At 39.7% G+C, this 24603-nt stretch carries 26 protein-coding genes; 4 read left to right on the top strand and 22 right to left on the bottom strand.

Features of this window, described 5'->3' with window-relative positions:
- Positions 1–4: 4 nt before the first annotated feature.
- Positions 5–2146 (bottom strand): ATP-dependent helicase, encoded by a 2142-nt coding sequence (locus tag SG0102_RS09400; RefSeq protein WP_125119687.1) that lies wholly within the window; start codon positions 2144–2146, stop codon positions 5–7.
- A 156-nt stretch (positions 2147–2302) separates the two neighbouring features.
- Here SG0102_RS09400 and SG0102_RS09405 point away from each other — a divergent pair, with 156 nt between their 5' ends.
- Positions 2303–3202: a hypothetical protein gene (locus SG0102_RS09405; RefSeq protein ID WP_148668849.1), complete on the top strand. Its 900-nt coding sequence runs from the start codon at positions 2303–2305 to the stop codon at positions 3200–3202.
- Here SG0102_RS09405 and SG0102_RS09410 read toward each other — a convergent pair.
- The 8 genes from SG0102_RS09410 to SG0102_RS09445 form a co-directional block, all read right to left on the bottom strand.
- Positions 3199–3393, bottom strand: a complete 195-nt coding sequence (locus SG0102_RS09410; protein WP_125119689.1) for a hypothetical protein — start codon at positions 3391–3393, stop codon at positions 3199–3201. The two genes, SG0102_RS09405 and SG0102_RS09410, sit on opposite strands and share 4 nt — an antisense overlap.
- A 264-nt stretch (positions 3394–3657) precedes the next feature.
- Positions 3658–4578 carry a dihydroorotate dehydrogenase gene (locus tag SG0102_RS09415; protein WP_125119690.1) on the bottom strand — a complete coding sequence of 307 codons (921 nt, stop codon included), beginning with the start codon at positions 4576–4578 and terminating at the stop codon, positions 3658–3660.
- Positions 4571–5329, bottom strand: coding sequence for a dihydroorotate dehydrogenase electron transfer subunit (locus SG0102_RS09420; RefSeq protein ID WP_125119691.1), 759 nt, complete (start codon positions 5327–5329; stop codon positions 4571–4573). The genes SG0102_RS09415 and SG0102_RS09420 overlap by 8 nt, the downstream gene beginning before the upstream one ends.
- A complete protein-coding gene (gene coaD, locus SG0102_RS09425; RefSeq protein ID WP_125119692.1) occupies positions 5326–5814 on the bottom strand; it encodes a pantetheine-phosphate adenylyltransferase in 489 nt (162 codons plus the stop codon). Before coaD ends, SG0102_RS09420 begins: the two co-directional genes overlap by 4 nt.
- Positions 5807–6367, bottom strand: a complete 561-nt coding sequence (rsmD, locus tag SG0102_RS09430; protein WP_125119693.1) for a 16S rRNA (guanine(966)-N(2))-methyltransferase RsmD — start codon at positions 6365–6367, stop codon at positions 5807–5809. The genes coaD and rsmD overlap by 8 nt, the downstream gene beginning before the upstream one ends.
- Positions 6342–6722 (bottom strand): YlbF family regulator, encoded by a 381-nt coding sequence (locus tag SG0102_RS09435; protein ID WP_125119694.1) that lies wholly within the window; start codon positions 6720–6722, stop codon positions 6342–6344. Before SG0102_RS09435 ends, rsmD begins: the two co-directional genes overlap by 26 nt.
- A complete protein-coding gene (locus SG0102_RS09440) occupies positions 6719–8014 on the bottom strand; it encodes an FtsW/RodA/SpoVE family cell cycle protein (protein ID WP_231999786.1) in 1296 nt (431 codons plus the stop codon). The genes SG0102_RS09435 and SG0102_RS09440 overlap by 4 nt, the downstream gene beginning before the upstream one ends.
- Positions 7999–8259 (bottom strand): UPF0223 family protein, encoded by a 261-nt coding sequence (locus SG0102_RS09445; RefSeq protein WP_125119695.1) that lies wholly within the window; start codon positions 8257–8259, stop codon positions 7999–8001. Before SG0102_RS09445 ends, SG0102_RS09440 begins: the two co-directional genes overlap by 16 nt.
- A 150-nt stretch (positions 8260–8409) precedes the next feature.
- Between SG0102_RS09445 and def the strand changes: the two genes are divergently transcribed.
- A complete protein-coding gene (def, locus tag SG0102_RS09450) occupies positions 8410–8979 on the top strand; it encodes a peptide deformylase (RefSeq protein ID WP_125119696.1) in 570 nt (189 codons plus the stop codon).
- Positions 8980–8999: 20 nt separating this feature from the next.
- Positions 9000–9761 (top strand): arginase family protein, encoded by a 762-nt coding sequence (locus SG0102_RS09455; protein WP_125119697.1) that lies wholly within the window; start codon positions 9000–9002, stop codon positions 9759–9761.
- 49 nt (positions 9762–9810) lie between these two features.
- Here SG0102_RS09455 and SG0102_RS09460 read toward each other — a convergent pair whose 3' ends face one another.
- The 12 genes from SG0102_RS09460 to SG0102_RS09515 form a co-directional block, all read right to left on the bottom strand.
- Positions 9811–10233 (bottom strand): NADPH-dependent FMN reductase family protein, encoded by a 423-nt coding sequence (locus tag SG0102_RS09460; protein WP_125119698.1) that lies wholly within the window; start codon positions 10231–10233, stop codon positions 9811–9813.
- A gap of 58 nt (positions 10234–10291) precedes the next feature.
- Entirely contained in the window at positions 10292–10759 is a 468-nt protein-coding gene (locus SG0102_RS09465) for a hypothetical protein (protein WP_125119699.1), read from the bottom strand.
- Positions 10760–10771: 12 nt separating this feature from the next.
- Positions 10772–11380, bottom strand: coding sequence for a rhomboid family intramembrane serine protease (locus tag SG0102_RS09470; protein ID WP_331852247.1), 609 nt, complete (start codon positions 11378–11380; stop codon positions 10772–10774).
- Complete coding sequence (locus tag SG0102_RS09475) at positions 11370–12362, bottom strand: DNA-processing protein DprA (RefSeq protein WP_125119701.1); 993 nt, start codon at positions 12360–12362, stop codon at positions 11370–11372. The genes SG0102_RS09470 and SG0102_RS09475 overlap by 11 nt, the downstream gene beginning before the upstream one ends.
- A gap of 104 nt (positions 12363–12466) precedes the next feature.
- Positions 12467–15121: a pyruvate, phosphate dikinase gene (gene ppdK / locus SG0102_RS09480; protein WP_125119702.1), complete on the bottom strand. Its 2655-nt coding sequence runs from the start codon at positions 15119–15121 to the stop codon at positions 12467–12469.
- 160 nt (positions 15122–15281) lie between these two features.
- Complete coding sequence (locus tag SG0102_RS09485; protein WP_125119703.1) at positions 15282–16850, bottom strand: DEAD/DEAH box helicase; 1569 nt, start codon at positions 16848–16850, stop codon at positions 15282–15284.
- A gap of 288 nt (positions 16851–17138) precedes the next feature.
- On the bottom strand, positions 17139–18719 hold the full coding sequence (locus SG0102_RS09490) for an IS66 family transposase (protein WP_125118089.1): 1581 nt from the start codon (positions 18717–18719) through the stop codon (positions 17139–17141).
- Between the two features lie 14 nt (positions 18720–18733).
- On the bottom strand, positions 18734–19096 hold the full coding sequence (locus SG0102_RS09495; protein ID WP_125118090.1) for a hypothetical protein: 363 nt from the start codon (positions 19094–19096) through the stop codon (positions 18734–18736).
- Positions 19097–19355: 259 nt separating this feature from the next.
- The gene (locus SG0102_RS09500) at positions 19356–20690 is read right to left on the bottom strand and encodes a glycoside hydrolase family 1 protein (RefSeq protein ID WP_125119704.1); all 1335 of its coding nucleotides are present in this window, start codon (positions 20688–20690) and stop codon (positions 19356–19358) included.
- A gap of 97 nt (positions 20691–20787) precedes the next feature.
- Entirely contained in the window at positions 20788–22362 is a 1575-nt protein-coding gene (locus SG0102_RS09505; RefSeq protein WP_125119705.1) for a glutamate ligase domain-containing protein, read from the bottom strand.
- Positions 22363–22398: 36 nt separating this feature from the next.
- Entirely contained in the window at positions 22399–22725 is a 327-nt protein-coding gene (locus SG0102_RS09510; protein WP_125119706.1) for a cyclic-di-AMP receptor, read from the bottom strand.
- A gap of 142 nt (positions 22726–22867) precedes the next feature.
- Complete coding sequence (locus tag SG0102_RS09515; protein ID WP_331852248.1) at positions 22868–23113, bottom strand: DUF6465 family protein; 246 nt, start codon at positions 23111–23113, stop codon at positions 22868–22870.
- A 104-nt stretch (positions 23114–23217) separates the two neighbouring features.
- On the opposite strand from SG0102_RS09515, the gene mutY reads away from it, so the two are divergent.
- Positions 23218–24234: an A/G-specific adenine glycosylase gene (mutY, locus tag SG0102_RS09520; protein WP_125119708.1), complete on the top strand. Its 1017-nt coding sequence runs from the start codon at positions 23218–23220 to the stop codon at positions 24232–24234.
- Here the strand turns inward: mutY and SG0102_RS09525 are convergent.
- Positions 24220–24579 (bottom strand): DUF1304 domain-containing protein, encoded by a 360-nt coding sequence (locus tag SG0102_RS09525; RefSeq protein ID WP_125119709.1) that lies wholly within the window; start codon positions 24577–24579, stop codon positions 24220–24222. The genes mutY and SG0102_RS09525 overlap by 15 nt on opposite strands.
- Positions 24580–24603 lie beyond the last annotated feature (24 nt).

Consider the following 24603-nt stretch of genomic DNA (forward strand, 5'->3'; position numbering starts at 1 on the left):
AATGTTAACTATGAAGACGTTTGAGAGCTTTATGTCGACTCATAAGCGTCTTCATGCCATGAGGCACACTAAAAGCGACATCGACATAGTTGCCCTTTACCGCCACAATGACGCCTTTGCCAAAAACATCATGCACCACTAAGTCTCCCACTTTCCAGTTTTCTTCCTTGTTATCACCAATCTGCTCATCGGCGCTTTCATGGACTTTGACATAGTGATCCGTTTTAAAGGCGCTTGGCCGACCCGCATTTTCCACCAGTTTGGTGCCTAATTCCTGCACGAAACGGGAGGTCACTTTCGGTGACTGAGAGACATAGGAATAACCCTGGGAATCCGTTAAATACAAACGTTTTTTAGCGCGCGTAAAGGCGACGTATGCTAAACGGCGTTCTTCTTCCAAGCCGCTTTCATGATTATCTTCCATCGCATGAATCGATGGGAAGATATTTTCTGATAAGCCTGCCACAAAAACATAACTGAACTCTAAGCCTTTAGCCATATGAATACTCATTAAAGAGACATAATCTTCATCAGTTTCTTCATCCTGCGTCGTATAGAGAGCGATATCCTGAAGGTAGCTTTCAAAGTTAGCCGTATCCGGATGTTCCTGCATATACGTCGCAATAGAATTCTTTAATTCCATGATGTTATCAATACGGCTTTCTTCGTGATCTTTCGTTAACATCTCGATATAACCAACACTGCGTAATAAATCTTCAAAGATCTGCTCTGGCGCTTTATCACTTAAGCGAGCATTTTCCATACTATTGATTAAAGCTTTTAAACCTTTTTTAGCTTTTCCCGTTAAATTGATTTCATCCATGTAGAAACATAATGCTTCATATTCATTTAAGCCATGACGCAGCGCGCAAGCCTGAATATTTTCTAAGGTTTTTGCTCCTACTCCACGCGTTGGCACATTGGCAATACGTTCAAAGGCCAAATCATCATTATCTACTAATAAACGGATATAACTTAAAGCATCTTTAATTTCCTTACGATTAAAGAACTTTAAACCGCCAAAAATCTTATAAGGGATGCCCTTTTGAATAAGCACCTGTTCAATTGGCCGCGACAGATAGTTCGCACGGTAGAGAATGGCAATGTCTTTAAAATTGACACCATCTTCATTTTCTAAATTCATAATCGTATTAGCAATATACTCCGCTTCTGCCGCTTCGGAAACTGCTGAATAATGAACAACTTTATCACCGGCTTCATGATCGGTAAATAAATCTTTTTCTAAACGATGTTTATTGCGGCGAATTAAATTATTAGAGACATCCAGGATCGTTTTCGTTGAACGATAGTTCTGATTTAAGAAAACGGTTTTGACGTTTTCATAATCCTGATCAAAGTTCAAAATATAATTGACATCACTGCCACGGAAGGAATAAATGGTCTGATCAGGATCGCCAACGACGCAGACAATCGATGCTTTCCCAAAATATTTAATGAGGCGGTATTCAATTTCACCAACATCCTGGAACTCATCAACATGCACATACTGATAACGATGACTCCATAATTCGACCACTTCAGTATGATCCTGGAATAAACATAAAGTATTAAGCAGTAAATCATCAAAGTCCATCATCGCATGTTCTTTGGTGTAATTCTCATATTCTAAATAAATCTTGGCCTTGACCTTTTCAGCTGGCAGAGAAGCCAAATTCGTTGCCTTTTCAGGCGTAATCAGATTCGTTTTACAGGCACTGATATAGTGAATCATCGATTTGATCGTAATCCCCTTATCAGACACATTATTATTTTTAAAGAGCTTTTTCATCAGGGACTTCTGATCTTCTTCATCCATAATAATAAAATTATGGGGATAGCCAAGCAGCGAGGCATGACGTCTTAAGACTCTTACACATAAGGAGTGAATGGTGCAAATAGTCGTCCCATACGCTTCTTCTCCTAAAATGTGTTCTACACGCTCTTTCATTTCATTAGCCGCTTTATTAGTAAAGGTAATGGCTAAGATATTTCTTGGCGCAATACCGACATTTTCAATCAGATAAGCAATACGATAAGTGACCACGCGGGTCTTGCCGCTGCCGGCTCCGGCAATGATGCGTAAATGCCCATCTAAATATGTGGCAGCTTCATACTGCTGCGGATTTAATAATTCTTTTAAGTTCATTTATATCACCGCTTCTAATTATACCGATATTCTCTTGCACCTCAAGAATATTTACTTCTCTCCCTGATTCCTTATAATAAAGATGGAGGTGATCCTATGACAATCTGCTATGGAAAGCAAGTCCCTTTTTTAAACGATTATTTAAAAGTGCCTTGCATGAAAAGATTACAAGGCGTGGGAATGAACTGCGGCATGAATTATACCCAGTTTCCTATCTTTAAAAATATTTCCTTCTATTCGCGCTATGAACATTCCTTAGGCTGCGCCATCGCCACCTATCATTTTACCCATGACAAACGACAGACGCTAGCCTCCTTATTTCATGATGTAGCGACGCCGGTTTTCGCCCATACCATTGATTTTATGACTGGTGATTATCTCCACCAGGAAGCGACTGAGAAAAATACCACTACGCTCCTACAAAATGATGCTATCTTAATGGCATTACTGGAAAGAGATCATATTAAACTCTCACAAATTGATAACTATCATATTTACCCTATATGTGATAATAAGACTCCTCGTTTAAGCATTGATCGCTTAGAGTATACCTTAGATAATGCCTATTACTATGGTTTTGCATCACCAGGGACTCTGCAAGCGTGCTTTGATGATTTGTATGTTGGACATAACGAAGATGGTGAAAAAGAGTTAACCTTCGCTCATGAAGACACTGCTTTAACCTTTGCCCTTCTCGCCTTACAATGTGGCCATGTGTACATGTCTGATAATGATCGTTACAGTATGGATCGTTTAGGTCGATTGACAAAAAAAGCCCTGGAAGAGGGCATCATCACGATGAAGGATCTCTATACGACAGAAGATCTGGTGATCGCGAAATTGAAGGACGCTTATCTTAAAGAGTGGCAGGATTTTACGCATTTAGATCACTTAGACGATCATCCCACTAACGGACGAATGATCATCTCTAAGAAACGTTATATCATCCCGTTAGTGGATGGATCACGCTTAAACCATCCGCGCTTTTTAGAAGCCTTGGAATCTTTCCAGAACTTTTCTTTTGATCACTTGCTGGCGGCTGAAGATGATCTTTAATGGGGCTTAATAAAGACACTGAGGATTAGCAAAATCAAAGCTGGCAATAAAAAGAGCTTTGATAAATGAAGCAGATGGGACTGAAAAGAGGTCGCTGCATAATGGTCATGATAAGCCTTAAAATAAACACCAACGCGAATACAGAAAGTCATGACTAAGATCACGACAATAAGCAAAATCAGTTTTCTCATCGGTGTTTCCTCACTTTCCTAGGAGTGCTCATTAACGAAAGAATAAAACCGCATAAAGATGCAATGATATTAAGATAAAGTAATTCCTGCATCCACAAATAGCCATAAAGGACGACAAGCAAATTACCGATACCAGCTAATAAAAAGCCCCACTTCATAAAATGTAATTCCATAATTCTCACCAATTCTACTTTAGCATAGCGATATGGCAATCCTGTGTCATTTTTGTATTCTATGAAAAAAAGAGGACGAATCCTCCTCTTTTTAATCATAGCGATGTGATAAACCAATAATCTCCTTAATATCCGAAATACCATTCTGATCAAGATAAGTATTCATTTCTTCAATAATCCGTGGGCAGGCATAAGGATCTACTAAGTTAGCGCAGCCCACTTCGACAGCGCTCGCTCCAGCAATCATCATTTCAATAGCTTCTTCCCCAGTGGAAATACCGCCCATCCCGATGACCGGAATCTTAACAGCCTGAGAAACCTGATAAACCATCCGTAAAGCAATCGGTAAAATGGCGGGACCGCTATAGCCGCCCGTTTTGTTTTTAATAATCGGTGCTCCGGTATGAATATTAAAACGCATCCCCACTAATGTATTAATCATGGAAATACCATCAGCCCCAGCTTCTTCTACCGCTTTCGCAATAGAAACGATATCAGTGACATTAGGTGAGAGTTTAACGTATACCGGTTTCGCGGATACTTTCTTAACTTCCCTGGTCACTTTAGCAGCCATTTCAGGATCTGTCCCAAACTGCATTCCGCCTTCTTTGACGTTTGGACAGGAAATATTTAATTCCAAAGCCCCAACAATATCACTCTGTGATAAAATTTCTGCCGTTTCAATATATTCCTCTAATGAATGACCACCCATATTAGCTAAGACTTTATCATTGTATACCGCTTTTAATTTTGCAAATTCTTCTTTGACCACCGCTTCGACGCCAGGATTCTGTAAACCGATGGCATTAAGCATGCCGGCTGGTCCTTCCGCAATACGTGGCAAGGGATTGCCATAGCGTTCGTAGCGGGTTGTTCCTTTCGTCGCAATCGAACCTAAACAGTTAATATCATAAAATTTAGTAAATTCATAGCCGAAACCAAAAGTACCGCTGGCTGGAATAACAGGATTTTTTAATTCTAAACCAGGTAATACGATTTTTAAATTAGCCATTGACAATCACCTCTTCACTTGTAAAGACAGGGCCTTCGACGCAGACACGTTTGTAGCTGGCGCCTTTCACTTTCATCGAACAGCCCATGCATGCGCCAAAACCGCAGCCCATGCGCGCTTCATAAGATAAATAACCATGCTCTGGATAGGTCTTTGCTAGCGCATTTAACATTGGTAAAGGACCACAGGCATAATAATGATCAAAAGCAAGACCTTTGTCTTGAATCGCATCAATAACCGTTCCTTTCACCCCTAAGTCCCCTTTCATTGTCGCGATGTAAGTGGGACAAAGGGCTTCAAATTCTTCTTTATAGAAACAATCAGCAGCACTGTTGAAGCCTAAAACAGCGGTGACTTCCACGCCTTCACTTAAGAGTTTCTTTGTCAGGTTATACATTGGCGGTACCCCTAAGCCGCCGCCGATGACTAATGCTTTTTTCGTATCACGTTTGTCAAAGCCATTACCTAAACCAGTTAAGACATCAAGCTCGTCACCAGAGTGCATCTGTGATAACAGTTTAGTGCCCTGACCAACCACTTTATAAATCATCTTAATAGAATGATCATCGTAATCACAAACGGACATTGGACGACGCAAATAAGGGGTTTGCCCCTTCGTTAATTTGATGTTGATGAACTGGCCTGGCTGCTTAATAAAAGAAGCCGCCTCCCCCTCAATAATGAGCTCATAAACATCATGAATAAGTTCTCGCTGTGCGCTAATGCGCATCATACCCTGATAATTTTTCATAGCTCCTCCTCTAAATATTTCTTCTTTAACGCTTCATCAACGCATGCTGGTACTAAAGAAGAGACATCCCGATGATGGGAGGCGATTTCCTTGACCGCTGATGATGAAATAAACGTATAAGATAACTGAGTCATCAGAAAAACCATTTCAATATTATGATCGAGATACTGATTGGCATAAGCCATCATCGATTCATAATGATAATCCTGGGTGGCGCGTAAACCGCGCACCATCGCGGTTGCACCAACCTTTTCGGCGTATTCCACCGCCAAGGCATCACTGTAATCAACATGGACACCTTGCAAATCTTTGACCGCTTCTTGAATGAGTGCTAGCCGCTCTGCCACGCTAAAGAGTGTCTTCTTATCGGGATTGACAAACATCACGACATACACTTCATCAAAAAGCGTCAGTGACCGTTTGATAATATCTAGATGCCCATTAGTAATAGGATCAAAAGTTCCCGCGTAAATAGCTTTACGCATGTTCTTCACCTCGGTATTTCACAATTTGCATAACGGTTATCCCGAAATCTCGTTCTTTGATGCATTCAAATGGCAAAGCAAAGTTTAACCGTTCTTCTTTTAAATCTTCTACAACAATCGTAGCGTTCGCCGCCAAGTTTCCCTGCTTAGCCAGCGTTTCAATAATATCCTGATTGATCTTTAAGCCATAAGGCGGATCTAATAAGACCAAATCAAATATTTGCCTTTCTTCTTTGAATTTTTCTAACGCCTTGCGATAGTCCATTTTTAAGACATGGGCATTTTCAATACCTAAAGAGGCAATATTCTCTTTTACCACTGCAAAGGCTTTATAAGCCTTATCGACAGCATAGAGTTCATCCATCCCGCGAGAGATCGCCTCAATGCCTAGAGCGCCGCTGCCGGCGAAGAGATCGAGCACGACTCCGCCATCAAAATAAGGACCAATCATATTAAAAAGGTTTTCTTTATTTTTATCCGTGGTCGGACGTGTGGATTGTGATTTCACCGTTTTTAAAGGACGGCTTTTATACTGACCTGCTATGACGCGCATAAATTTTTCCTATCCTCCCAATGATCAGCTCTTCCGAAATCCCTCCAAAGGTGATTTGCGAGAGCTCTTCTAATTGTTTGTTTAAAGTATATAAAGCGTTTTGATAATCAATCATCGCCGGAAAGCTTTGTAAGACTTGCTTTTGCGCTTTGATTTTTTCATTAATCTCATCTAATGAGATATAAGACTGATATTTGGAAAGATCCTCTTTCTCATCAAGTAAGCGCTGCATAGTATTAAGCTCTTTGGTAAGCTGAGGATCTTCGGTTACTTTTTGTTTGGCCGCGATAAAGTCTTGATAAGGCGCTTCCGCCTTAATCGCTTCAACGAGGTCATCGATGTAATCATAGATCATTCACTAATCTCCTTTTCGGCTAAAGCCTGCATTTGTTTGCGGTTATATTTTCCAATAATATTTTGGGCAATGCCTAGAGCAGTTAACGCCGCCAGAGTCGAAGTCCCGCCAGCACTGACTAATAATAAAGGCACTCCCGTCATTGGAATCAGTCCGGAAACCCCGCCTAAGTTAACGAGTAAGTGGAAAAAGAAATACGAAGCCACACCAATGAGAATCAGTTTCGAGCGACGATCTTCCATTTTCATCGCATAACTGAAAAGGCGATAAATGATCACACAGTATGGAATCAATAACAGGACCATTCCTAATAATCCGAACTCTTCAGCGATAATAGCCGAAATATAGTCGTTTTGCGCTTCAGGAATATAACCATATTTCATAATCGAATTGCCAAAGCCGCGACCAATTAACCCGCCATTAGAATAACCAACCATCCCATTGACGATCTGATAGCTGGTCCCAAAGATATATTTATCATTCAAAGGATCTAACCAGGTAATAAAGCGGGCAATCTGATGCGGCTTCAATAAGCCTGCCCCACCCATTTTGGTTATAAAGTAAATGAAGATCAAGCCGCCAATAATAACCAAAATCGCAACTCTTTTTAAACGTTTGAAGCCACGCTCTGCCGTCGCAAAAAAAAGCGTCAAACAAATACCAAAAATAATGATTGCGGACCCTAAATCACCCTGGTAGAAACCACAAGTAAGAAAGGCGAGGATACCATAGCCAAATAAAGGTGCGACAACTTTGCCCACAATTCTCTCTGTGGCACGATCACGAACGGCTTTGCGTACTAAGGGATCCTTGGCTTGTGGTTTCGAGAGTGCCTCGTTCCGCTTGCGGATAATGCGGGGCAGCTCCGTTCCTAAAATCTGCGCATAAAGCAATATCAAGGCGATTTTCATAAATTCCGAAGGCTGAATTGTGAAAGGGCCTAATTTAATCCAGGCATGCGAACCGTTGATATTCCATAAACGACATATTCCCATCAAAATAAGTGCTATATAATAATAGTTTCTCATCCTGACATGACTGCGATTCACCTGAAATTTATGCTGGATCCAAAAATAGATAAAACCACCCGCCAGTAAAAAGACAAGCTGCTTCCCCATATTGATGATGGCATAATTATCCCCGCGGGTAATCGCCATCCCTACCGAGGCATCACCAATCATGACCATGCCAAAAGCGCACAAAAGGAAAGCGGAGATACTGATGCCCTTATCAGTGCCCTTGCGCCTGATCCATTTTTGAATATATCTGATGAGTGTCATAATTGTATCCATTCAACTCCCTTTTGTGCTTCTTTAAACACTTTATAAATGGAGTATGAGGAAGCTTTTTCAAAAGCGCGATCCAGCTGTTTCTGCATCGCCTGCGAGTCGACAATCGCCGTAAAAGCGCGATACGCATTCATAAATTCATGACGGGCAATGCCGCCTTCATAGGCTTTTTCCACGGCATTATAAAGCGCAATTACGGTCGTGATTTCGTCGATTGACCACGAGGGATCTAATGGATAATCATACATACTTATTACCTCCCATTATGTATTCACATTATACATGAATTTCAGGCTTTTGAAAAACATAAATCAAATGAATATCTCATTATATATTTTGGGCAATTATCTAGCACAAAAACTTAAGTTTTGTTATAATGGAGCACGAGGTGACATGTAATGATTACAATGAAAAACATCATTGATGATAAAAATCCAATGATTAGAGAAATTTCCCAAGAGGTGACCCTTCCATTAAGCGAAGAAGATCAACAGCTTGCTCATGATATGATGGAGTATTTGATTGCCTCACAGGATGAAGAAAAAGCCGAAAAATATGATTTACGACCAGGCGTTGGCTTAGCCGCTGTCCAGGTTGGTGTATTAAAGAGAATGTGTGCCATTCTCGTTCCTTACTATGATAAAGACGGTCATGAAACCCGCGCAGACAAGTGGGTCTTAGTCAATCCAAAGATTGTGGCTTATACCCCTAAACCAGCTTATTTAGCAAATGGTGAAGGCTGTTTATCCGTGCCTGAGGATCAGCATGGCATTGTCCCAAGACACGCAAAAATTGTGGTTGAAGCTTTTGATGCCTTAACAAACGAACATGTAAAAATTACCGCCCGTGGCTATACGGCGATTTGTATTCAGCATGAAATGGATCATTTTGATGGTATTTTATACTATGATCATTTCAATAAAGAGAATCCTAATGCGCCGATCCCTAATGCCATGGTCATCGAATAAGAGTCGCGAGACTCTTTTTTATGACCCAGAATCTTATTTTAGACTTTAACCACATTTATGATCGCCACGATCCCTTGACTTGGCCTTTCACCTATTTAGATTTATCACGTTTACCAGAAACGAATATGTATTGTTCTGATCAGGCCAAAAAGGCAATAACGCGTTTATTATCGATTTTCCCAATACAAGGGATCCATTTTCTCGACAATGGCAATTATCATTACTTAACGTATTTCTTTGTAATGAAAATTCAAAAACCTTTTAACCTGATCGTCTTTGATCATCATACCGATATGCAGGATGCCTTATTTGAAGATATGCTTTCCTGTGGCAACTGGATCAAAGAAGTCCTTAAAGCCCAGCCCCATTTACATCAGCTCATTTTAATCGGGCCTGAGAAAAAAGCTTTTGACGCAATGGATCTTCATCACAAATGCATCTCTATAACCTATGAGGATCTCCTTGCAAAAGATCTTGAGATGCTCAATAGCATTGATTCCCTGCCTTCCTATATTTCGATCGATAAAGACGTTTTATCCGATCACTACGCCCTTACCAACTGGAATCAGGGAAAGATGAGTTTACCGACCTTAGAGAAGCTTTTAGCGATCGCTTTTGTCGATCATCCGATTATTGGTTTAGATATTTGCGGTGAAGCCGATTTAAGTATGCCTTTACCTCTTTTAGAGGAAGCTCATACGATCAACGAAAAGACTGATGCATCCCTCTTACAGTTTATAAAAACATGGATGCAGTTAAAAAAAATCGAACGTATTCCTTAAAAGCGAAGCAATGCTTCGCTTTTTCAAATAAAAAACCACCAAATGGTGGTTAGTAATAATTATTCACGATGGTGATCATATCATTCACATACACGCGTGCTCCCTGCAGAATGTTATCGGTAATCGCCATTTTCATCGGCACTTTACATTCATACTGATCACGTAATAATGGCAAATCCTGTTTCTGAATCTCTTTGATTGTATAATCTAAGAGACCATTTTTGAATGTAAACAAGGAGAACAGCGAGACATTTTTCACATGGTCCCGATCGAGCCGAGAAATGAAATCATGAATCTCTTTGCGCTGTTTATGACCATTCGCGAAGCAGCTAAAACCAATTAACAGTAAATCGACCTGGCTGTCAAAATCATACTCATCAGGAGTTATCGCATGAGTGCGCGCTTCCCGCGCAATATCATCCGCTAAATCAGCCGTGCATTTTTTTCCAAAATAAACAACAGCAACATTCACTAGTTCTCACACTCCTTTTCTACTTCATATCATACACGCGAAATATGAACTTAAAATGTCATAATGAACGAATATAAGCCACATACATACCAGCTAAAATAAAGAGCCAGCCAATCAAACCAATTGACGCTAAAGCGCCAAAAGCTAAACGTAATACCGTTAAGAAGGAAATGTTCATCAATAAAGATGACTGCATCATAATGATGCCAATGACTTCACGTAAGTAGACACAGACAAGCGTCATGACCGCTGAGACGATGCCGACCTGCTTTGAGCGAATATCGGTTAAACGTTTCATCGTTTCGGCCATTAAATAACCAATTAAGATATAGATAATCGCAAAGCTTACCGGTAACAGATTTTCTAAAAAGGCTAAGATCGCCCCAATAATCAGCCCTTCAATAAGGCCCACACCAATCATTAAGGCATAGTCTTTACCTTTTAAAATATAATGATTATGAGAGCGGAAGTAAGCTTTCGCTTCCTGACGCTGACGATAATCTTGCCATTTTTCTTTGATACTCATAATAACTCACTCCTAATTTTGAAAATGGGTGAAACGAATTATTACATAAGCACTGAGAAAACCGCCAATTAAACCACTGACATGACCAGATAAGGAGATGGATGGCACTAAAAAGGAGATCGCTAACATCATGGCAACGTTGATGGCTAATGCTTTAGCGACATCACGAAAGATGTGAGGATACAGTTTATAAAGTGCTCCAACCACGCCAATGAGGCCAAAGATCACTCCACTGATCCCGCCGCTTACGCTGCTCACACCATATCCATTCATTAAATATAAAAGATATGGTAAACCGGTGGTCGCTAAGGCGCTGACAAGTAAGATGATCAGATAATCCTTACGGGATAATAAGCGTTCGATAAAAGTGCCCATGTTATAAAGAGAATAACAGTTAACAGCGAGATGCATAATGCCAAAATGAACAAAATTTGCCGTTAATAAGCGATAATACTGATGTCCATAGCGGACATACGCAGGATTAAAAGCACCCGCCGCCATGCCTTGGGCGGCGCTCATATTAAAAGAGAATAAAAGCGATGTTCCAATATAATAAATGACACATAAAGCAATCAGACTGCAGGTGACAGGATATTTTTGAAAAGATTGTTTAAGCTGCATGATCATCCTCCTCAATAAATTCAAAGATGGACATCTGATCCGGACGAGCACCCTCTTCAATGGATTCACTCGTTGAAAGATCATCAATCATCGTATCACTCGCTAACTGTGATAAGGTGACTAAATGACCACCCATCTCCAACAAACGCAGATTGCCATCATACATATCACTTGGCTTCATGACTAAAAGCGGTGTGTAATGATAATGCAGGTTCGTGACACAAGTCGCATAAAGATCACTATTAATGGCAGAAGCGGTCACGAACATCGCGGAAGCTAAAGCGCATAATGATAAATCACGCACTTTGATCGCTTCGTCATCATTATAACCATAAGGATCACGATGACAGATAATCGTTAAGGTACCTTTATTAAAATAGCGTTTTCGCTTCTTGACGATATCAACCATATGATCAGCCACGAATTCTACGACACGGCCGCCATGCGATAAAGTATAACGGCGCATATAATCATCGACGTCACGATCACCGATAATAAGCGTTCGATTTTCGATCAGAGCTTTTTGCATGCAGGCCGTCGTTAACTGCTTTTCACTGGTATCCTGATGGTCACGACCGCCAATGGCGATCATCTTGCCATCAATAAGAGATAAATCACCAACATAATAAAGGATCGGCGGTTCCTCTTTAAGAACATGTAAACCAGCTGGATAATTATCCTCATAAATGGTGGTGACGCCGATCCCCTCCTTCTCTAAGTTATGTAAGGCATAAAAGAGAGTTGGCATCAAGGTTTCACGTTTAAGTATCTTGCGCGCTAAAGCATCGCTTAAACCAACAACCTGGGTTAAGCCTTCATAGCTTAAGCCAAAGAGGCTATTAATCCCATCTTTATGACTGATCTTTATCGCTTCCGTTACATTTTTCCATTCTTCAATTGTCAGAGCCGGAATATTCGTAGGAATGAGATCCCCACAAAATAATAATACGGCATAGCTTTCTAAGTGTAATAATAGTTTCATATTTCATTTCTTCCTTAGAAGGTATTATATCATATTTAGTAATAAGACAAAAGAAAACACACGTTTCATTGAAACGTGCATCTTCCCTAATAAGTTATGTATCTCTATTTCGCTAATTTTTCTTTAACAGCAGCCTGAGCAGCAGCTAATCTTGCTAATGGTACACGGAATGGTGAGCAAGATACATAAGTTAAACCAACATTATGGCAGAATTCTACAGTCTTAGGATCGCCGCCATGTTCACCACAGATACCTAACTTGATATCTGGACGTGTTGCTTTTCCTTTTTCTACAGCCATCTTAACGAGCTGACCAACACCATCAACATCGATTGTTGAGAATGGATCATGTTCGTAGATGTTGTTCTTATAGTAATCGCCTAAGAACTTGCCAGCATCATCACGAGAGAAACCGAATGTCATCTGAGTTAAGTCATTTGTACCAAATGAGAAGAATTCAGCTTCAGTAGCGATCTTGTCGGCTGTTAAAGCAGCTCTTGGGATTTCAATCATAGTACCAACATGGTATTTCATATCAACGCCAGCTTCTTTGATGATTTCATCAGCTGTTGCTGTAACAGTCTTCTTAACGAAAGCTAATTCTTTAACTTCACCAACTAATGGGATCATGATTTCTGGTTCAATCATTTCGCCAGTTTCTTTAGATACGTTGATAGCAGCTTTGATGACAGCTTCTGTCTGCATAGCCGCGATTTCTGGGTAAGTAACAGCTAAACGGCAGCCACGATGACCCATCATTGGGTTGAATTCTTTTAATGATTCAACACGCGCTTTTAATGCTTCAAAAGTCATACCTAAAGATTCAGCTAAAGGTTTGATTTCTTCATCTGTATGAGGTAAGAATTCATGAAGTGGTGGGTCTAAGAAACGGATATTAACACCGTATTTGCCCATTGTTCTATATAATTCTTCGAAGTCAGCCTGCTGATATGGTTCGATCTTAGATAATGCTTCTACTCTTTCTTCAACTGTTTCAGCACAGATCATACGACGGAAGTTGAAGATTCTTTCTTCGTCGAAGAACATATGTTCAGTACGGCAAAGACCGATACCTTCTGCACCGAAGTCTCTTGCCTGTTTAGCATCTCTTGGGTTATCAGCGTTTGTTCTCACTTTTAATTTACGAGCGGCATCTGCCCATTCCATGAATGTCGCAAAGTTACCGCCGATTTCAGGATCAACAGTTTTGATCTTTTCTGCGAAGACTTCACCAGTTGAACCATTTAATGACATATAGTCACCTTCATGTAACTGACGGCCATCTGGTAATGTTAATGTCTTAGTCGCTTCATCAACTTTGATCGCGCCACAGCCAGATACGCAGCAAGTACCCATACCACGAGCAACAACGGCAGCGTGAGAAGTCATACCACCACGGACAGTTAAGATACCGTTACATACGACCATCCCTTCGATATCTTCTGGAGATGTTTCGTTACGCGCTAAGATTAAGTCAGTGACACCATTGTCATGAGCTGCTTTCGCTTCTTCAGCAGTGAAGTAAACATGACCAGTCGCAGCACCTGGAGAAGCTGCTAAACCAGTAGCGACAGCTTTGGCAGCTTTGTAGGCATCCTGATCAAAGTTTGGATGTAATAACTGATCTAATGCTTTAGGATCTACTTTTAATAAAGCTTCTTCCTTGCTTAACATGCCTTCCTGAACCATTTCAACAGCGATTCTTAAGGCAGCCTGAGCAGTTCTCTTACCATTTCTTGTCTGTAACATGAATAATTTACCATCTTCAATAGTAAATTCCATATCCTGCATATCTTTATAGTGATCTTCCAAAGTATCACAAATCTTTACAAACTGATCGTAAACTTCTGGCATCTGATCAGCTAAAGTAGCGATTGGGCTAGGTGTACGCACACCAGAAACAACGTCTTCGCCCTGCGCATTCATTAAATATTCACCGAATAATTTCTTTTCACCAGTTGCTGGGTTACGAGTGAAGGCAACACCAGTACCAGATGTTTCAGAACGGTTACCATAAACCATCTGCTGAACGTTAACGGCAGTACCCCAAGAACCAGGGATATCGTTTAAACGACGATAAGTGATCGCACGATCATTGTTCCATGAACCAAATACGGCCCCTACGGCTGCATATAACTGCGTCATTGGATCCTGTGGGAAACCAGCTGGATCTAATTTTGCAAATTCTTCTTTATATAATTCAACAACTTCTTTTAAGTCATCAGCTGTTAAATCAGTATCGAATTCATAACCTTTTTCTTCTTTGATTTTATCGAACTGTAATTCGAATTTTTCTCTTGGGAAGCCTCTTACAACATCCGCAAACATCTGGATGAAACGACGATATGAGTCATAAACGAAACGTTCGTTGCCAGTATCTTTCGCAAACTGCGCTGCTACTTCGTCATTTAAACCTAAGTTTAAGACTGTATCCATCATCCCTGGCATTGATTCACGAGCCCCAGAACGAACAGATACTAATAATGGGTTCTTAGGATCGCCGAATGTACGGCCAGTGATTTTTTCCAGTTCTTTTAAATTATCCTGGATTTCTTTCTTCATTTCATCGGTTAATTTTGCACCATCTTCATAGTACTGGGTACAAGCTTCAGTTGTAACGGTAAAGCCCTGTGGGACTGGCAAACCAATTCCGGTCATTTCTGCCAAGTTGGCACCTTTACCACCAAAGATTTCTTTCTTTTTTGAAAGAGGCATGTCTAATGCTGCACCCTCTTTAAAAAGGTAAACATATTTTTTCATAACTTATTAGTTCCTCCTTGTTAAGTACAAATTCAATTATACTCTTTATGATAATTTGCGCAAGCGTTTTCACCAACTTTTGTATCCGTTTACAAACATTTTAATATAAATTTCACATGTCAAAATGCAAAAAAAGAAGAACTTTTCAATAAAAGTTCTTCTACATCTCCTGGGCAATTTCAATGTTAATTTTTCTTGAATTGAGCTTCTTGTGATTGCAGGTTGAGAGGATTTTATCCGTGACATCCTTCTTCACATTAACGAAACTGAATTTTCTCTTGATCGTAATTTCCCCAATATCACTTTTTTGAATATGTGCGGTATCACATAAGAACGCTAACAAACGTGACTTGTTGACCTTATCTACCTTACCACGATTGATAAAGAGACGATCATGATCAACGCTTTCCTTGACCATCGCATAATCATCCTGGTAGTCATAACCGATACGGCTATCATAATTCATCTTTAATAAAGCGGCTAAGACATCATCCCGCATTGATTTTGGCATATCGCGTACAACATTATAGAAATCATGCTGCGCTCCGCGATCTAAGACATCCTGAATATCAAATAACAATTCTTTAATCTTTTCATTAAAGATATCATCAATGGAAGGAATATCTAATTCCACAAAGTGGGAATTGGTCTTACGTTCAATCTTTCTTAAGATGCCAAGTTCTCTTGGAGAAACGATCGTATAAGCTTCGCCAGTATTGCCGGCACGGCCGGTACGGCCAATACGATGGACATATAATTCATCTTCCTGAGGTAATTCATAGTTGATGACATGACTGACATGATCGACATCAATCCCGCGGGCTGCAACGTCCGTGGCGATTAAATATTTGATCTTATGATCTTTAAAACGTCTTAAGGTATGCATACGCGTGGTCTGAGAAATATCGCCATGCATCGCTTCGACATTGTAATTATGCGCCTGCAGTTCGCTGGAAATTTCATCAACGCTGCGTTTGGTCTTACAAAAGATAATCGCCGATTCAATGTCATGGGAATCTAAAATACGACATAACACTTCAAACTTCTGTTTTGGCTTCGCCACATAGAAGAACTGCTTGACCGTCGTCGCGGTCTGCTGTTTTTCTTTAATGCGGATATGTAAATAATCATGCTTCATATAGTTTGAAGCGATCTTTTTGATGCCATCAGGCATCGTTGCCGAAAATAACACAGTCTGACGCGTTTCTGGAACCGTTGATAAAATCGTTTCAATGTCATCCACAAATCCCATGTTTAACATTTCATCTGCTTCATCTAAAACAAAGTAAACCAAATGATCTAATTTGACCACTTTCCGACGCATTAAATCCATTACACGTCCCGGTGTCCCAATTAACACATCGACGCCTCTTTTAATGGTGCGAATCTGTTTTTCGATTTCACTGCCGCCATAAACGCAGGTAAAACGTAAATCAGTATATTTTCCAATCCGTTTAAACTGTTCATAAATCTGGCTGGCTAATTCGCGGGTTGGCGATAATACAATCGCCTGAATATGATCACTATGATGTAACTCTGACAAAAGCGCTGACCCAAAGGCTAAAGTCTTGCCCGTGCCCGTCTGCGCCTGACCGATCAGGTCGCGTCCCTTAATAATTTCGGGGATCGCTTTCTCCTGAATCTTACTTGGTGTTGTAAAGCCCATTTCATCGATGGCTCTTAACACATCATCCGATAAAGGTAATTCATTAAATTTAATTTTACTCATGTATGTTCTCTCTTTCTAAGCTTAACTAGGCTACCATAGAAAAAGTAAAAATACAAGGAAAAAAGCGCAAATTTAAAGTTTTTCAGTTACTATTCACGGTTAGATATAGTTGATATATAAAGTTGTACCTAAAAAGAGCACGGAACGGTGCCCGTGATACGGCCTTGTTTTAATTGTAGTAAAGAGGTATGTAAAATGTATACACAGCGAAATGAAGCATGATGTTAAATCTGATTTCAGGTAATGGCTATGATACCTTATTCCACCATTATAACGGTTTGTCGATTCTCAGGAGAGATCTTCCCCTGAGAATATTTCTTTTACCGTTATTGGATCACCTTCATAAAGTCGTATCATTGCATAGATCTCATTTATTCCGTTTTTCCTGCAGGTTTCTATATACGTTTTGGCATCTGCGTAATACTGAGCGTTTTGAATATTTTGGAACTGTCCTGATGATCGCATATGGCTTTTTACGACTCTAAGTCCGCGTTCTGCGCAATTATTGGTTGTCGGAAGAGTGAAATCATTTACCCAAGCAAAGTAATTATCATAATAATCACGTATACGCTTAATTAGCGTCTTCTCGGATCTTCCAAAGTATGCATCATAATCTTTTTTGTTTCTCTTTTCCGCTCGGTTGAGTATATCATTAACTTTTTTGTTAAAGTTTTCAATAAATTCATCACTAAAGCGAGTCTCTCCCTTGTTTATGGCTTCTTTGCGTTTGTGGATGGTATCGGAAATAAGATCTTTCAGTTCCATAAGCTCATCATGTTTTGTATCAATAGCGATTTTTTTGAGGTCACGCTGAAGGTGCTGATTGCATTCAAGGTTGCCAAACTTGAATTTAGCGTTATAGTTCACTTTATTGTGATCATGCATCGTTTTTTGCTCTTCAGTGAGTAGTGTTAGGACTTTGTCTTCTTCAATCCCTTCAAGATCTTTCTTCTCATGAGCCGTATAATATGAGAGTGTTTCATCTCCGTAAAAGCGCAGGCAGCCTTTCTTTGTATTAATATTGATAACAGTGTCATCCCAATATACGAGAGTTCTTTGGAGCATTAGATTCTTTAAAACTATACGGAACTCAGATAACTTTTTTGATGCAATCATAGGAAGTTTTGCAAGGTAGCCTTCTGACGGACTTATTTCTCCGTTTGTGATCCCCTCAAAAAAGGTTTTAACCTTGTTAATAGGAACATTGCAGGTATTCATTAGCGATAAGCCAACGGCCTGTACTGCCGTCCCATAGTGACAGGCTGATCTTTCATTAGGCTTCAGGCCAAGAAAAAATGTAGTCCCGCAGCTTCCGCATTTGTATTGATAGAAAACCTTTTTGAGGTTTATAGGCTTGATGCTAATAGTTTTCTCATATACAGCTTTAGTTTTGCCGGTGAAAACAAGTTCATGAGAACCACATTTCGGACACTCAGTTGCATCATCTGCCACATATTCAATTTCTTCGTCAATATCATCAGGAATACCGAGTTCACTTTTAGAATGTCCTGGCTGACCTCCAATTTTTCTGTCAGTAGGCTCTCTGGAATTGATGCTTGAGTTATATTTTGCTTTTCCTATAGGAGTAGACGCAGTAGGAATACCAACGGTAGTTGAGTCATGATTGCTTATGGCATTAAGATATTCAATCTTGTCTTTCAGTCTGTTAATTTCATCATTAAGATTTCTAATCATTTCATCTTTTTCAAGACAAAGCTGCTTTAATTTTGCGATTCTGTTATCCCTGTATTCAAGCTTCTGTTTTTTGGATTTCAGTTCTTCATTACAATCGTAAAGTCTTGTTTTAAGGTCACCAATCTTTTTGCATGCTTTATCATATTTTACTGATAGTGTTCCTAAAGAATCCATTGATTTACTCCTTGTTAATCATCATTATTAAGAATTGATTCAATTCTATTGATCTTGCTGGTAAGCTTTCTATTAGCCGCCTTAAGCTGTTTGATCTCATCATCTCTGCTTGCAATAATTTTTTGCATATCCTCAACCATCTTTTTATAGGTTCTTCTGCCGCTTGCTTTTTCTTCATTTTCAGCTGTATTTTTATCAGGATTAGGCTTTCTCCCTCGCTTTTTGCTTGAAGGAATAATTTCTCCAGTTTCCTCGTCTACAACGCCAAGGTATTTGCGTTTTGCTCTAGGCTGTTTGAGCTCAGGATTCCAAACTGAAACAGATTCATAAGCATATTTCTTGCCAGTTTTCTTGTTTGTCACATAAACAATTGCCATCTTTTCTCACCCCCTTGTTACTATATACAGTATATCATATAACTAGCTTAAAATAAATAGTAATTTACATATAATTTAAATTTATTAGAGACTATGTTTGCTGAAATTATCAAGAAAAAGAGAATACTTTTTTGGTTGTCAGGAATAAGACACTTGAATTGTTAATACATGACTATAAATCACTTTAAAAGTTATAATAAAAGGGTATCCCATATATGGATATACCCCTAAATAAAGACATTATTCAATTTTTAATCTTTCAGCACTGTGAATAGTAACGTTTTTCACCATTGGAAGCGATCACTTTCTGATACCAGGTGAAAGATTTCTTTCTATAACGCTTCATATCTTTCAGATCATGATCTTCACGATTGACATAAATGATGCCATAACGTTTAGCCATTTCGCCGTGGCTGCTTAAAATATCAATCGGTCCCCACATTAAATAGCCACGACAATCGACGCCATCACTAACCGCCTCCTTGACCGCTTGAATATGTGCACGCATATAGTCAATACGATAATCATCATAAACAGTGCCGTTTTCTAAGATATCTTTCGCGCCTAAGCCATTTTCCACCACCATAATTGGTAAACGATAACGATCATAAATATCACGTAAGCCTAAATATAACCCTGTCGGATCAATCGGCCAGCCCCATTCACTTTCTTTCAGATAAGGGTTCTTACATTCCCCTTCCTGTGCGCTATATGCATGAGAGAAATAATAGCTTAAGGAAAGCATATCCACAGTATTCTCTTTTAGTAACTGCAGATCCCCTGCTTCCATTTCTGGCAGCTTATCTTCTTTGATCATTTTCTGGTAAATGTAAGGCAAATATTCACCATGAGTGAACATATAGAGATACTGCTCGGTAATGGCATTATGATCCATCGCCGCTCTCACATCACGAGGATCACAGGTTTTCGCCTGCACCGGCGCATAGATAATCATTCCTAAAATCTGGGCATCTTTGATCGTATGCACTTTTTTCGCCACTAACGCATGCGCCACAAAGGTATTGTGAATGAGCTGATTGACAAAAGTCTGGAAATCAACACCTTCGGGACACTTCGCCCCATAGAGAAATTTCTCATCATTGATAAAGGCAATCCCATTTTGTTCATTGAAAGAAATCCATTTCTTAACGCGATCGCCATAACGATCAATCATCTTATAAGCATAATTTACAAACATATCGACAACTTTCCGCGAATAAAAACCATTGTACTCATCCATTAATACCTGTGGCATTTCAAAATGATAGAGTGAACACATCGGCTCCATCCCATAAGCGATCAGCGCATCAATGAAGCGATCATAGTATTCTAAGGCTTCTTCATTGAAATGAATCCCATCGGGAGATACCCGCGACCAGTCAATCGAAAAGCGGTAACAGGTAAAGCCGCATTCTTCAAATAAGGCAAAGTCTTCTTCATAGCGATGAATTTCATCAATGCCATCTTTAAAGTCACCAAATTCTGGTTGACAAATATTGTCACAAACTGCTCTCACCTTGCCATACATCGTGTGGCCGCCTTCACTTTGATGGGCAGTGACAGCCCCGCCCCATAAAAATCCTTCTTTTAACATATTTTCGACACCTCTTTACCTCAAGTATAAGAATCTTATTAAGCACTGTCCGTAAATTTGCATAAACTGAAAAGAACCTATCTCTAAGGATAGATTCTTACTCTTTCGTATGAAGATAGCGACGCACTTTCGCTAAAAAGTAAAGAGAACCCGTAATAAAGATCGTCCGCTCTTTCATTGTTAAGGCGTCATCAACGGCTTTTTGCCAGTGATCATTGATTTGGACGGGGAAATCATCTGCTAAAGCTTTAGCCGTGGCAGCGCGGGGATGATCAAACTGCGTGACGACAATATCATCTGTAAGCTTTAATAAGATTTCTAACATATGATGGGTATCTTTATCGCCTAAGGCGCTAAAGATAATATGTGGATGCGCATAAGCTTTCGCTGATTCATAAAAAGCTTCCATGCCTTCTTTATTATGGGCGCCATCAATAATAATCAGTGGATGCTCATGGACTTTTTCAAAGCGGGCAGCCCAATGCGCCTGTTTTAAACCCGTCAGCAAATCATTGGTTGTAAAGGGAAAATATTCTTCAATCGTTTCTAAGATGTTAATAGCTAACGCCGCATTTTGCGCCTGATAGCGCGCGGTCGTATCTAAAGTGACATGATAGCCATGATAATCAAAGTGTAACTGGTCCTCTACTACTTCAATATCGGTAACCGGATCGATGACAATCAGTTCACTGCCATGTTTTTGCGCTTCTTCATAGAAGACATCCAGACATTCTAACCGCGTTTCCCCCGTCATATAAGGAACTCCATCTTTGATAATTCCCGCTTTGGCGCGCGCGATTTCGCTGTACGTATCGCCTAAGTAATTGGTGTGATCTAAGCCAATGTTCGTATTCACAGCTAGTAATGGACCAATGATATTAGTCGCATCTAAAGTGCCGCCTAAGCCCACTTCAAATAAAGAGACATCAACCCCTTTATAAATAAAGTAGAGAATCGCCATAAAGACTTCCATCTCAAATTTAGAGAGTTCACCTTCCACAAAAGAAGACATAAAACGATTGGCTAATTTAACATAGACCTTTTCAGGAATTGGTTCATCGTTGATTTTGATGATATCTAAACGTTCATCTAATGAAGGCGAAGTGAAGGTGCCAACCTTATAATGGGCTGTTTTTAAGACTTCTTTAGTGTAATTAACGGTGGACCCCTTGCCATTTGTGCCGCCAATATGCACCGCCTTTAAGACATATTGAATATTAAAATGATTTCTCGCGAAATCTTTAAAATGATCTAAGCTATAAACCCGCATGGGCTGGCTGTCAATAAAAGCCTGCACTTCTTCGAAGGTTTTAAAATGATGATCTTCATTTAAGATCTTTACCATTCGTCCCTGTCCTTCGTGATGATAGCCAAAGTTTGTAAAAAAGGGAATATTCGCTTCACTGGTATGTAAGAGAATCCGCCCATAACCGATGCGTTCAACGGCTTGTAATAAGATCGCAAAGACTTCCACCTGGCGAGAGCCAGGCATCGCATAAATCAGTCTGACGTCTTCACATTTATATAAATCGACAAAGCCATAAAGAAGGCCATTTTCCATGGCGCATAAAAAGACCTGACCGGGATTATAAAATGAATAATTCATCTGGTAGGTCTTCATGACATCTAATACCTGGGCTTCATTACGTTTTGATAATAACTGTATTTCCATGATTGCTCCTTAAAAAAAGGGATGTCCCCATCCCTCTTATAATTTTTCAAATCTATCAATATTTAAGACGAAAACGGTCGCCCCGCCGACTAATACATCGACCATAATTGGGGTAAAGAATTCACCCATTTCTGTTGGTGGAACAGTAGGTTCTTTCTCAACGCGTTTTTTGGCGTTAGCCTTAATAATTTCAATAGCACCATCCACTTTATCGTCATCAGTTCCGATAAAGAATGTCGTATTCCCTTTCTTCAGGAATCCCCCGGAAGTAGCTAATTTTGTGACAAAGTAGCCGCCTTCAGTCAATGCTGACTGAACAGTGCTGCTGTCATCATTGTTTACGATCGCGATTATTAACTTCATAACACTCGACCTCCTTTTTTCACCTCTATCATATCATCAAAGTTATCAAGAGTAAATATAGGAAACTCATGGTCTATATAAAGTTTCTTAAATGCAAAAAGAGGGAATTACTTCCCCTTCTCCTTAAATATATATAAGCCTGTTAGGCGAATTCTAATGGTTCAATATTACGATAAATGCGGCCATCTTTAGTCGTTGCCACATAATAGACTTGATTATGTTCAGGCTTATAATAGATATTTAAGTCTGCGACTGTGTTTAAACGGATATCATTCGCTTTTAATTCATTTTTTACGAATGTCTCTACGTCTTTTGCACAGGCCTGATGATTGTTGCACTGAATTTCGATTTTACTCATAAACGTCCTCCTTTCTGCTTCTCTTTTCATTCATTATACACTTGAATATGAAATTTGTGTGAACTGATGCTCACAAATATGCATTTTTATAACTTTTTTCGAGAATCTTGATATAATACGTCCTGGTGATACAAATGAAATTTCAGGAATTATTAATTAACTGGTATGATACCCATCATCGGGATCTGCCTTTTCGTCATATCGATGACCCTTATGCCATCTGGGTGAGTGAAATTATGCTCCAACAGACAACCGTGACTGCGGTTATCCCTTATTTCACGCGCTTTATGCAGCGGTTTCCCACCGTTGAAGCCTTAGCGCAAGCGTCCTTAGATGAAGTGTATAAATACTGGGAAGGTTTAGGCTACTACCGGCGCTGCAAACATCTTCATGAATCAGCGCAGATAATTATGGCGCAATTTCATGGGATCTTCCCGCAAACCTATGAGGATGTCCTCTCTTTAAAAGGCGTCGGTCCCTATACAGCAAGTGCGATCTGCTCTTTTGCCTACCATCAGAGCTACGCCGCTATTGATGGCAATGCGCTGCGCGTTTTATCGCGGCTAGATCGCCTGCATGATAATATTGCAGAGACGAAAACGGTCAAAGAAATTACGAAACGTTCTAATCGTTATATCCAAGGCTACGACTCAGCAAAGTATAATCAGGGACTGATGGATTTGGCTAATGCCATCTGCAAAGTACAAAATCCGCTTTGTGAAGCCTGTCCGCTGCAAAGCTGCTGTCAGGCATATAAATATCATGAAGAAAAAGTCTTACCGATTAATATCAAAAAGATCAAAAAGCAGGAATTAAGCTTTATTACCGGCGTCATTACTTATCAAGATGAGCTGATGCTCATTAAAAATAAAGAAGGCTTATTAGAAAATATGTATGGTCTGATCCAGTATGAAGTAGAATCGCCTTATTCCTTTATGGAAGCTTTTGAAAAGGACTATGGCCTTTCTTTAAGCGTCGAAGAAAGCATCAAAGACTTTAAACATGTCTTTACCCACCGAACCTGGCATATGCATGTTTATCACTTTATTGCCAAAGAAAAAGATGAACATTTTTACGATCAAAAAACGATAGAGACCTTCGCGATCCCTACCGCCCATAAAAAGATATTAACGTATCTACAAAACAAGTAATGTAATAAGTGTAATAATAGCCAGCCCGCCCTGTTTAAGAATGATATCTTTTGAACTCGTTAATGAACCAAAGGCAGCGACTAAAATGATATACCCCATATACAGCATCGTATACGTCTTACTTGGAAAGACAAAGACACTGAAAAGAATCAGGATGGCGATTAAACCGTTATAAACACCCTGGTTCTTAAAAAGTGTACTGACAGAATCACGCGATAATTCACTTAAATCCATTTTAAAGACACGACTGGTGCTAGCAGATGAAGTCGCAAAGGTTTCTAAATACATAATGTAGAAAAACTCTAGAGCGACTAAAGTGGCTAATACTTTTGAAATAATTGACATACAATTTCCTCCCACCCCATCATA

The organism is Intestinibaculum porci (assembly GCF_003925875.1).
Lineage (GTDB): Bacteria > Bacillota_I > Bacilli_A > Erysipelotrichales > Coprobacillaceae > Intestinibaculum > Intestinibaculum porci.

Coding starts and splice junctions, on each gene's coding strand:
- ppdK (WP_125119702.1), bottom strand. CDS start 15,121: ATGAAAAAATATGTTTACCTTTTTAAAGAGGGTGCAGCATTAGACATG.
- SG0102_RS09440 (WP_231999786.1), bottom strand. CDS start 8,014: ATGGATACAATTATGACACTCATCAGATATATTCAAAAATGGATCAGG.
- SG0102_RS09500 (WP_125119704.1), bottom strand. CDS start 20,690: ATGTTAAAAGAAGGATTTTTATGGGGCGGGGCTGTCACTGCCCATCAA.
- coaD (WP_125119692.1), bottom strand. CDS start 5,814: ATGCGTAAAGCTATTTACGCGGGAACTTTTGATCCTATTACTAATGGG.
- def (WP_125119696.1), top strand. CDS start 8,410: ATGATTACAATGAAAAACATCATTGATGATAAAAATCCAATGATTAGA.
- SG0102_RS09485 (WP_125119703.1), bottom strand. CDS start 16,850: ATGAGTAAAATTAAATTTAATGAATTACCTTTATCGGATGATGTGTTA.
- rsmD (WP_125119693.1), bottom strand. CDS start 6,367: ATGCGCGTCATAGCAGGTCAGTATAAAAGCCGTCCTTTAAAAACGGTG.
- SG0102_RS09525 (WP_125119709.1), bottom strand. CDS start 24,579: ATGTCAATTATTTCAAAAGTATTAGCCACTTTAGTCGCTCTAGAGTTT.
- SG0102_RS09490 (WP_125118089.1), bottom strand. CDS start 18,719: ATGGATTCTTTAGGAACACTATCAGTAAAATATGATAAAGCATGCAAA.
- SG0102_RS09515 (WP_331852248.1), bottom strand. CDS start 23,113: ATGAAAAGAGAAGCAGAAAGGAGGACGTTTATGAGTAAAATCGAAATT.
- SG0102_RS09400 (WP_125119687.1), bottom strand. CDS start 2,146: ATGAACTTAAAAGAATTATTAAATCCGCAGCAGTATGAAGCTGCCACA.
- SG0102_RS09510 (WP_125119706.1), bottom strand. CDS start 22,725: ATGAAGTTAATAATCGCGATCGTAAACAATGATGACAGCAGCACTGTT.
- SG0102_RS09445 (WP_125119695.1), bottom strand. CDS start 8,259: ATGTATGATTATCCATTAGATCCCTCGTGGTCAATCGACGAAATCACG.
- SG0102_RS09475 (WP_125119701.1), bottom strand. CDS start 12,362: ATGAAACTATTATTACACTTAGAAAGCTATGCCGTATTATTATTTTGT.
- SG0102_RS09495 (WP_125118090.1), bottom strand. CDS start 19,096: ATGGCAATTGTTTATGTGACAAACAAGAAAACTGGCAAGAAATATGCT.
- SG0102_RS09415 (WP_125119690.1), bottom strand. CDS start 4,578: ATGGCTAATTTAAAAATCGTATTACCTGGTTTAGAATTAAAAAATCCT.
- SG0102_RS09405 (WP_148668849.1), top strand. CDS start 2,303: ATGAAAAGATTACAAGGCGTGGGAATGAACTGCGGCATGAATTATACC.
- SG0102_RS09465 (WP_125119699.1), bottom strand. CDS start 10,759: ATGAGTATCAAAGAAAAATGGCAAGATTATCGTCAGCGTCAGGAAGCG.
- SG0102_RS09435 (WP_125119694.1), bottom strand. CDS start 6,722: ATGATCTATGATTACATCGATGACCTCGTTGAAGCGATTAAGGCGGAA.
- SG0102_RS09455 (WP_125119697.1), top strand. CDS start 9,000: ATGACCCAGAATCTTATTTTAGACTTTAACCACATTTATGATCGCCAC.
- SG0102_RS09470 (WP_331852247.1), bottom strand. CDS start 11,380: ATGCAGCTTAAACAATCTTTTCAAAAATATCCTGTCACCTGCAGTCTG.
- SG0102_RS09410 (WP_125119689.1), bottom strand. CDS start 3,393: ATGAGAAAACTGATTTTGCTTATTGTCGTGATCTTAGTCATGACTTTC.
- mutY (WP_125119708.1), top strand. CDS start 23,218: ATGAAATTTCAGGAATTATTAATTAACTGGTATGATACCCATCATCGG.
- SG0102_RS09420 (WP_125119691.1), bottom strand. CDS start 5,329: ATGAAAAATTATCAGGGTATGATGCGCATTAGCGCACAGCGAGAACTT.
- SG0102_RS09505 (WP_125119705.1), bottom strand. CDS start 22,362: ATGGAAATACAGTTATTATCAAAACGTAATGAAGCCCAGGTATTAGAT.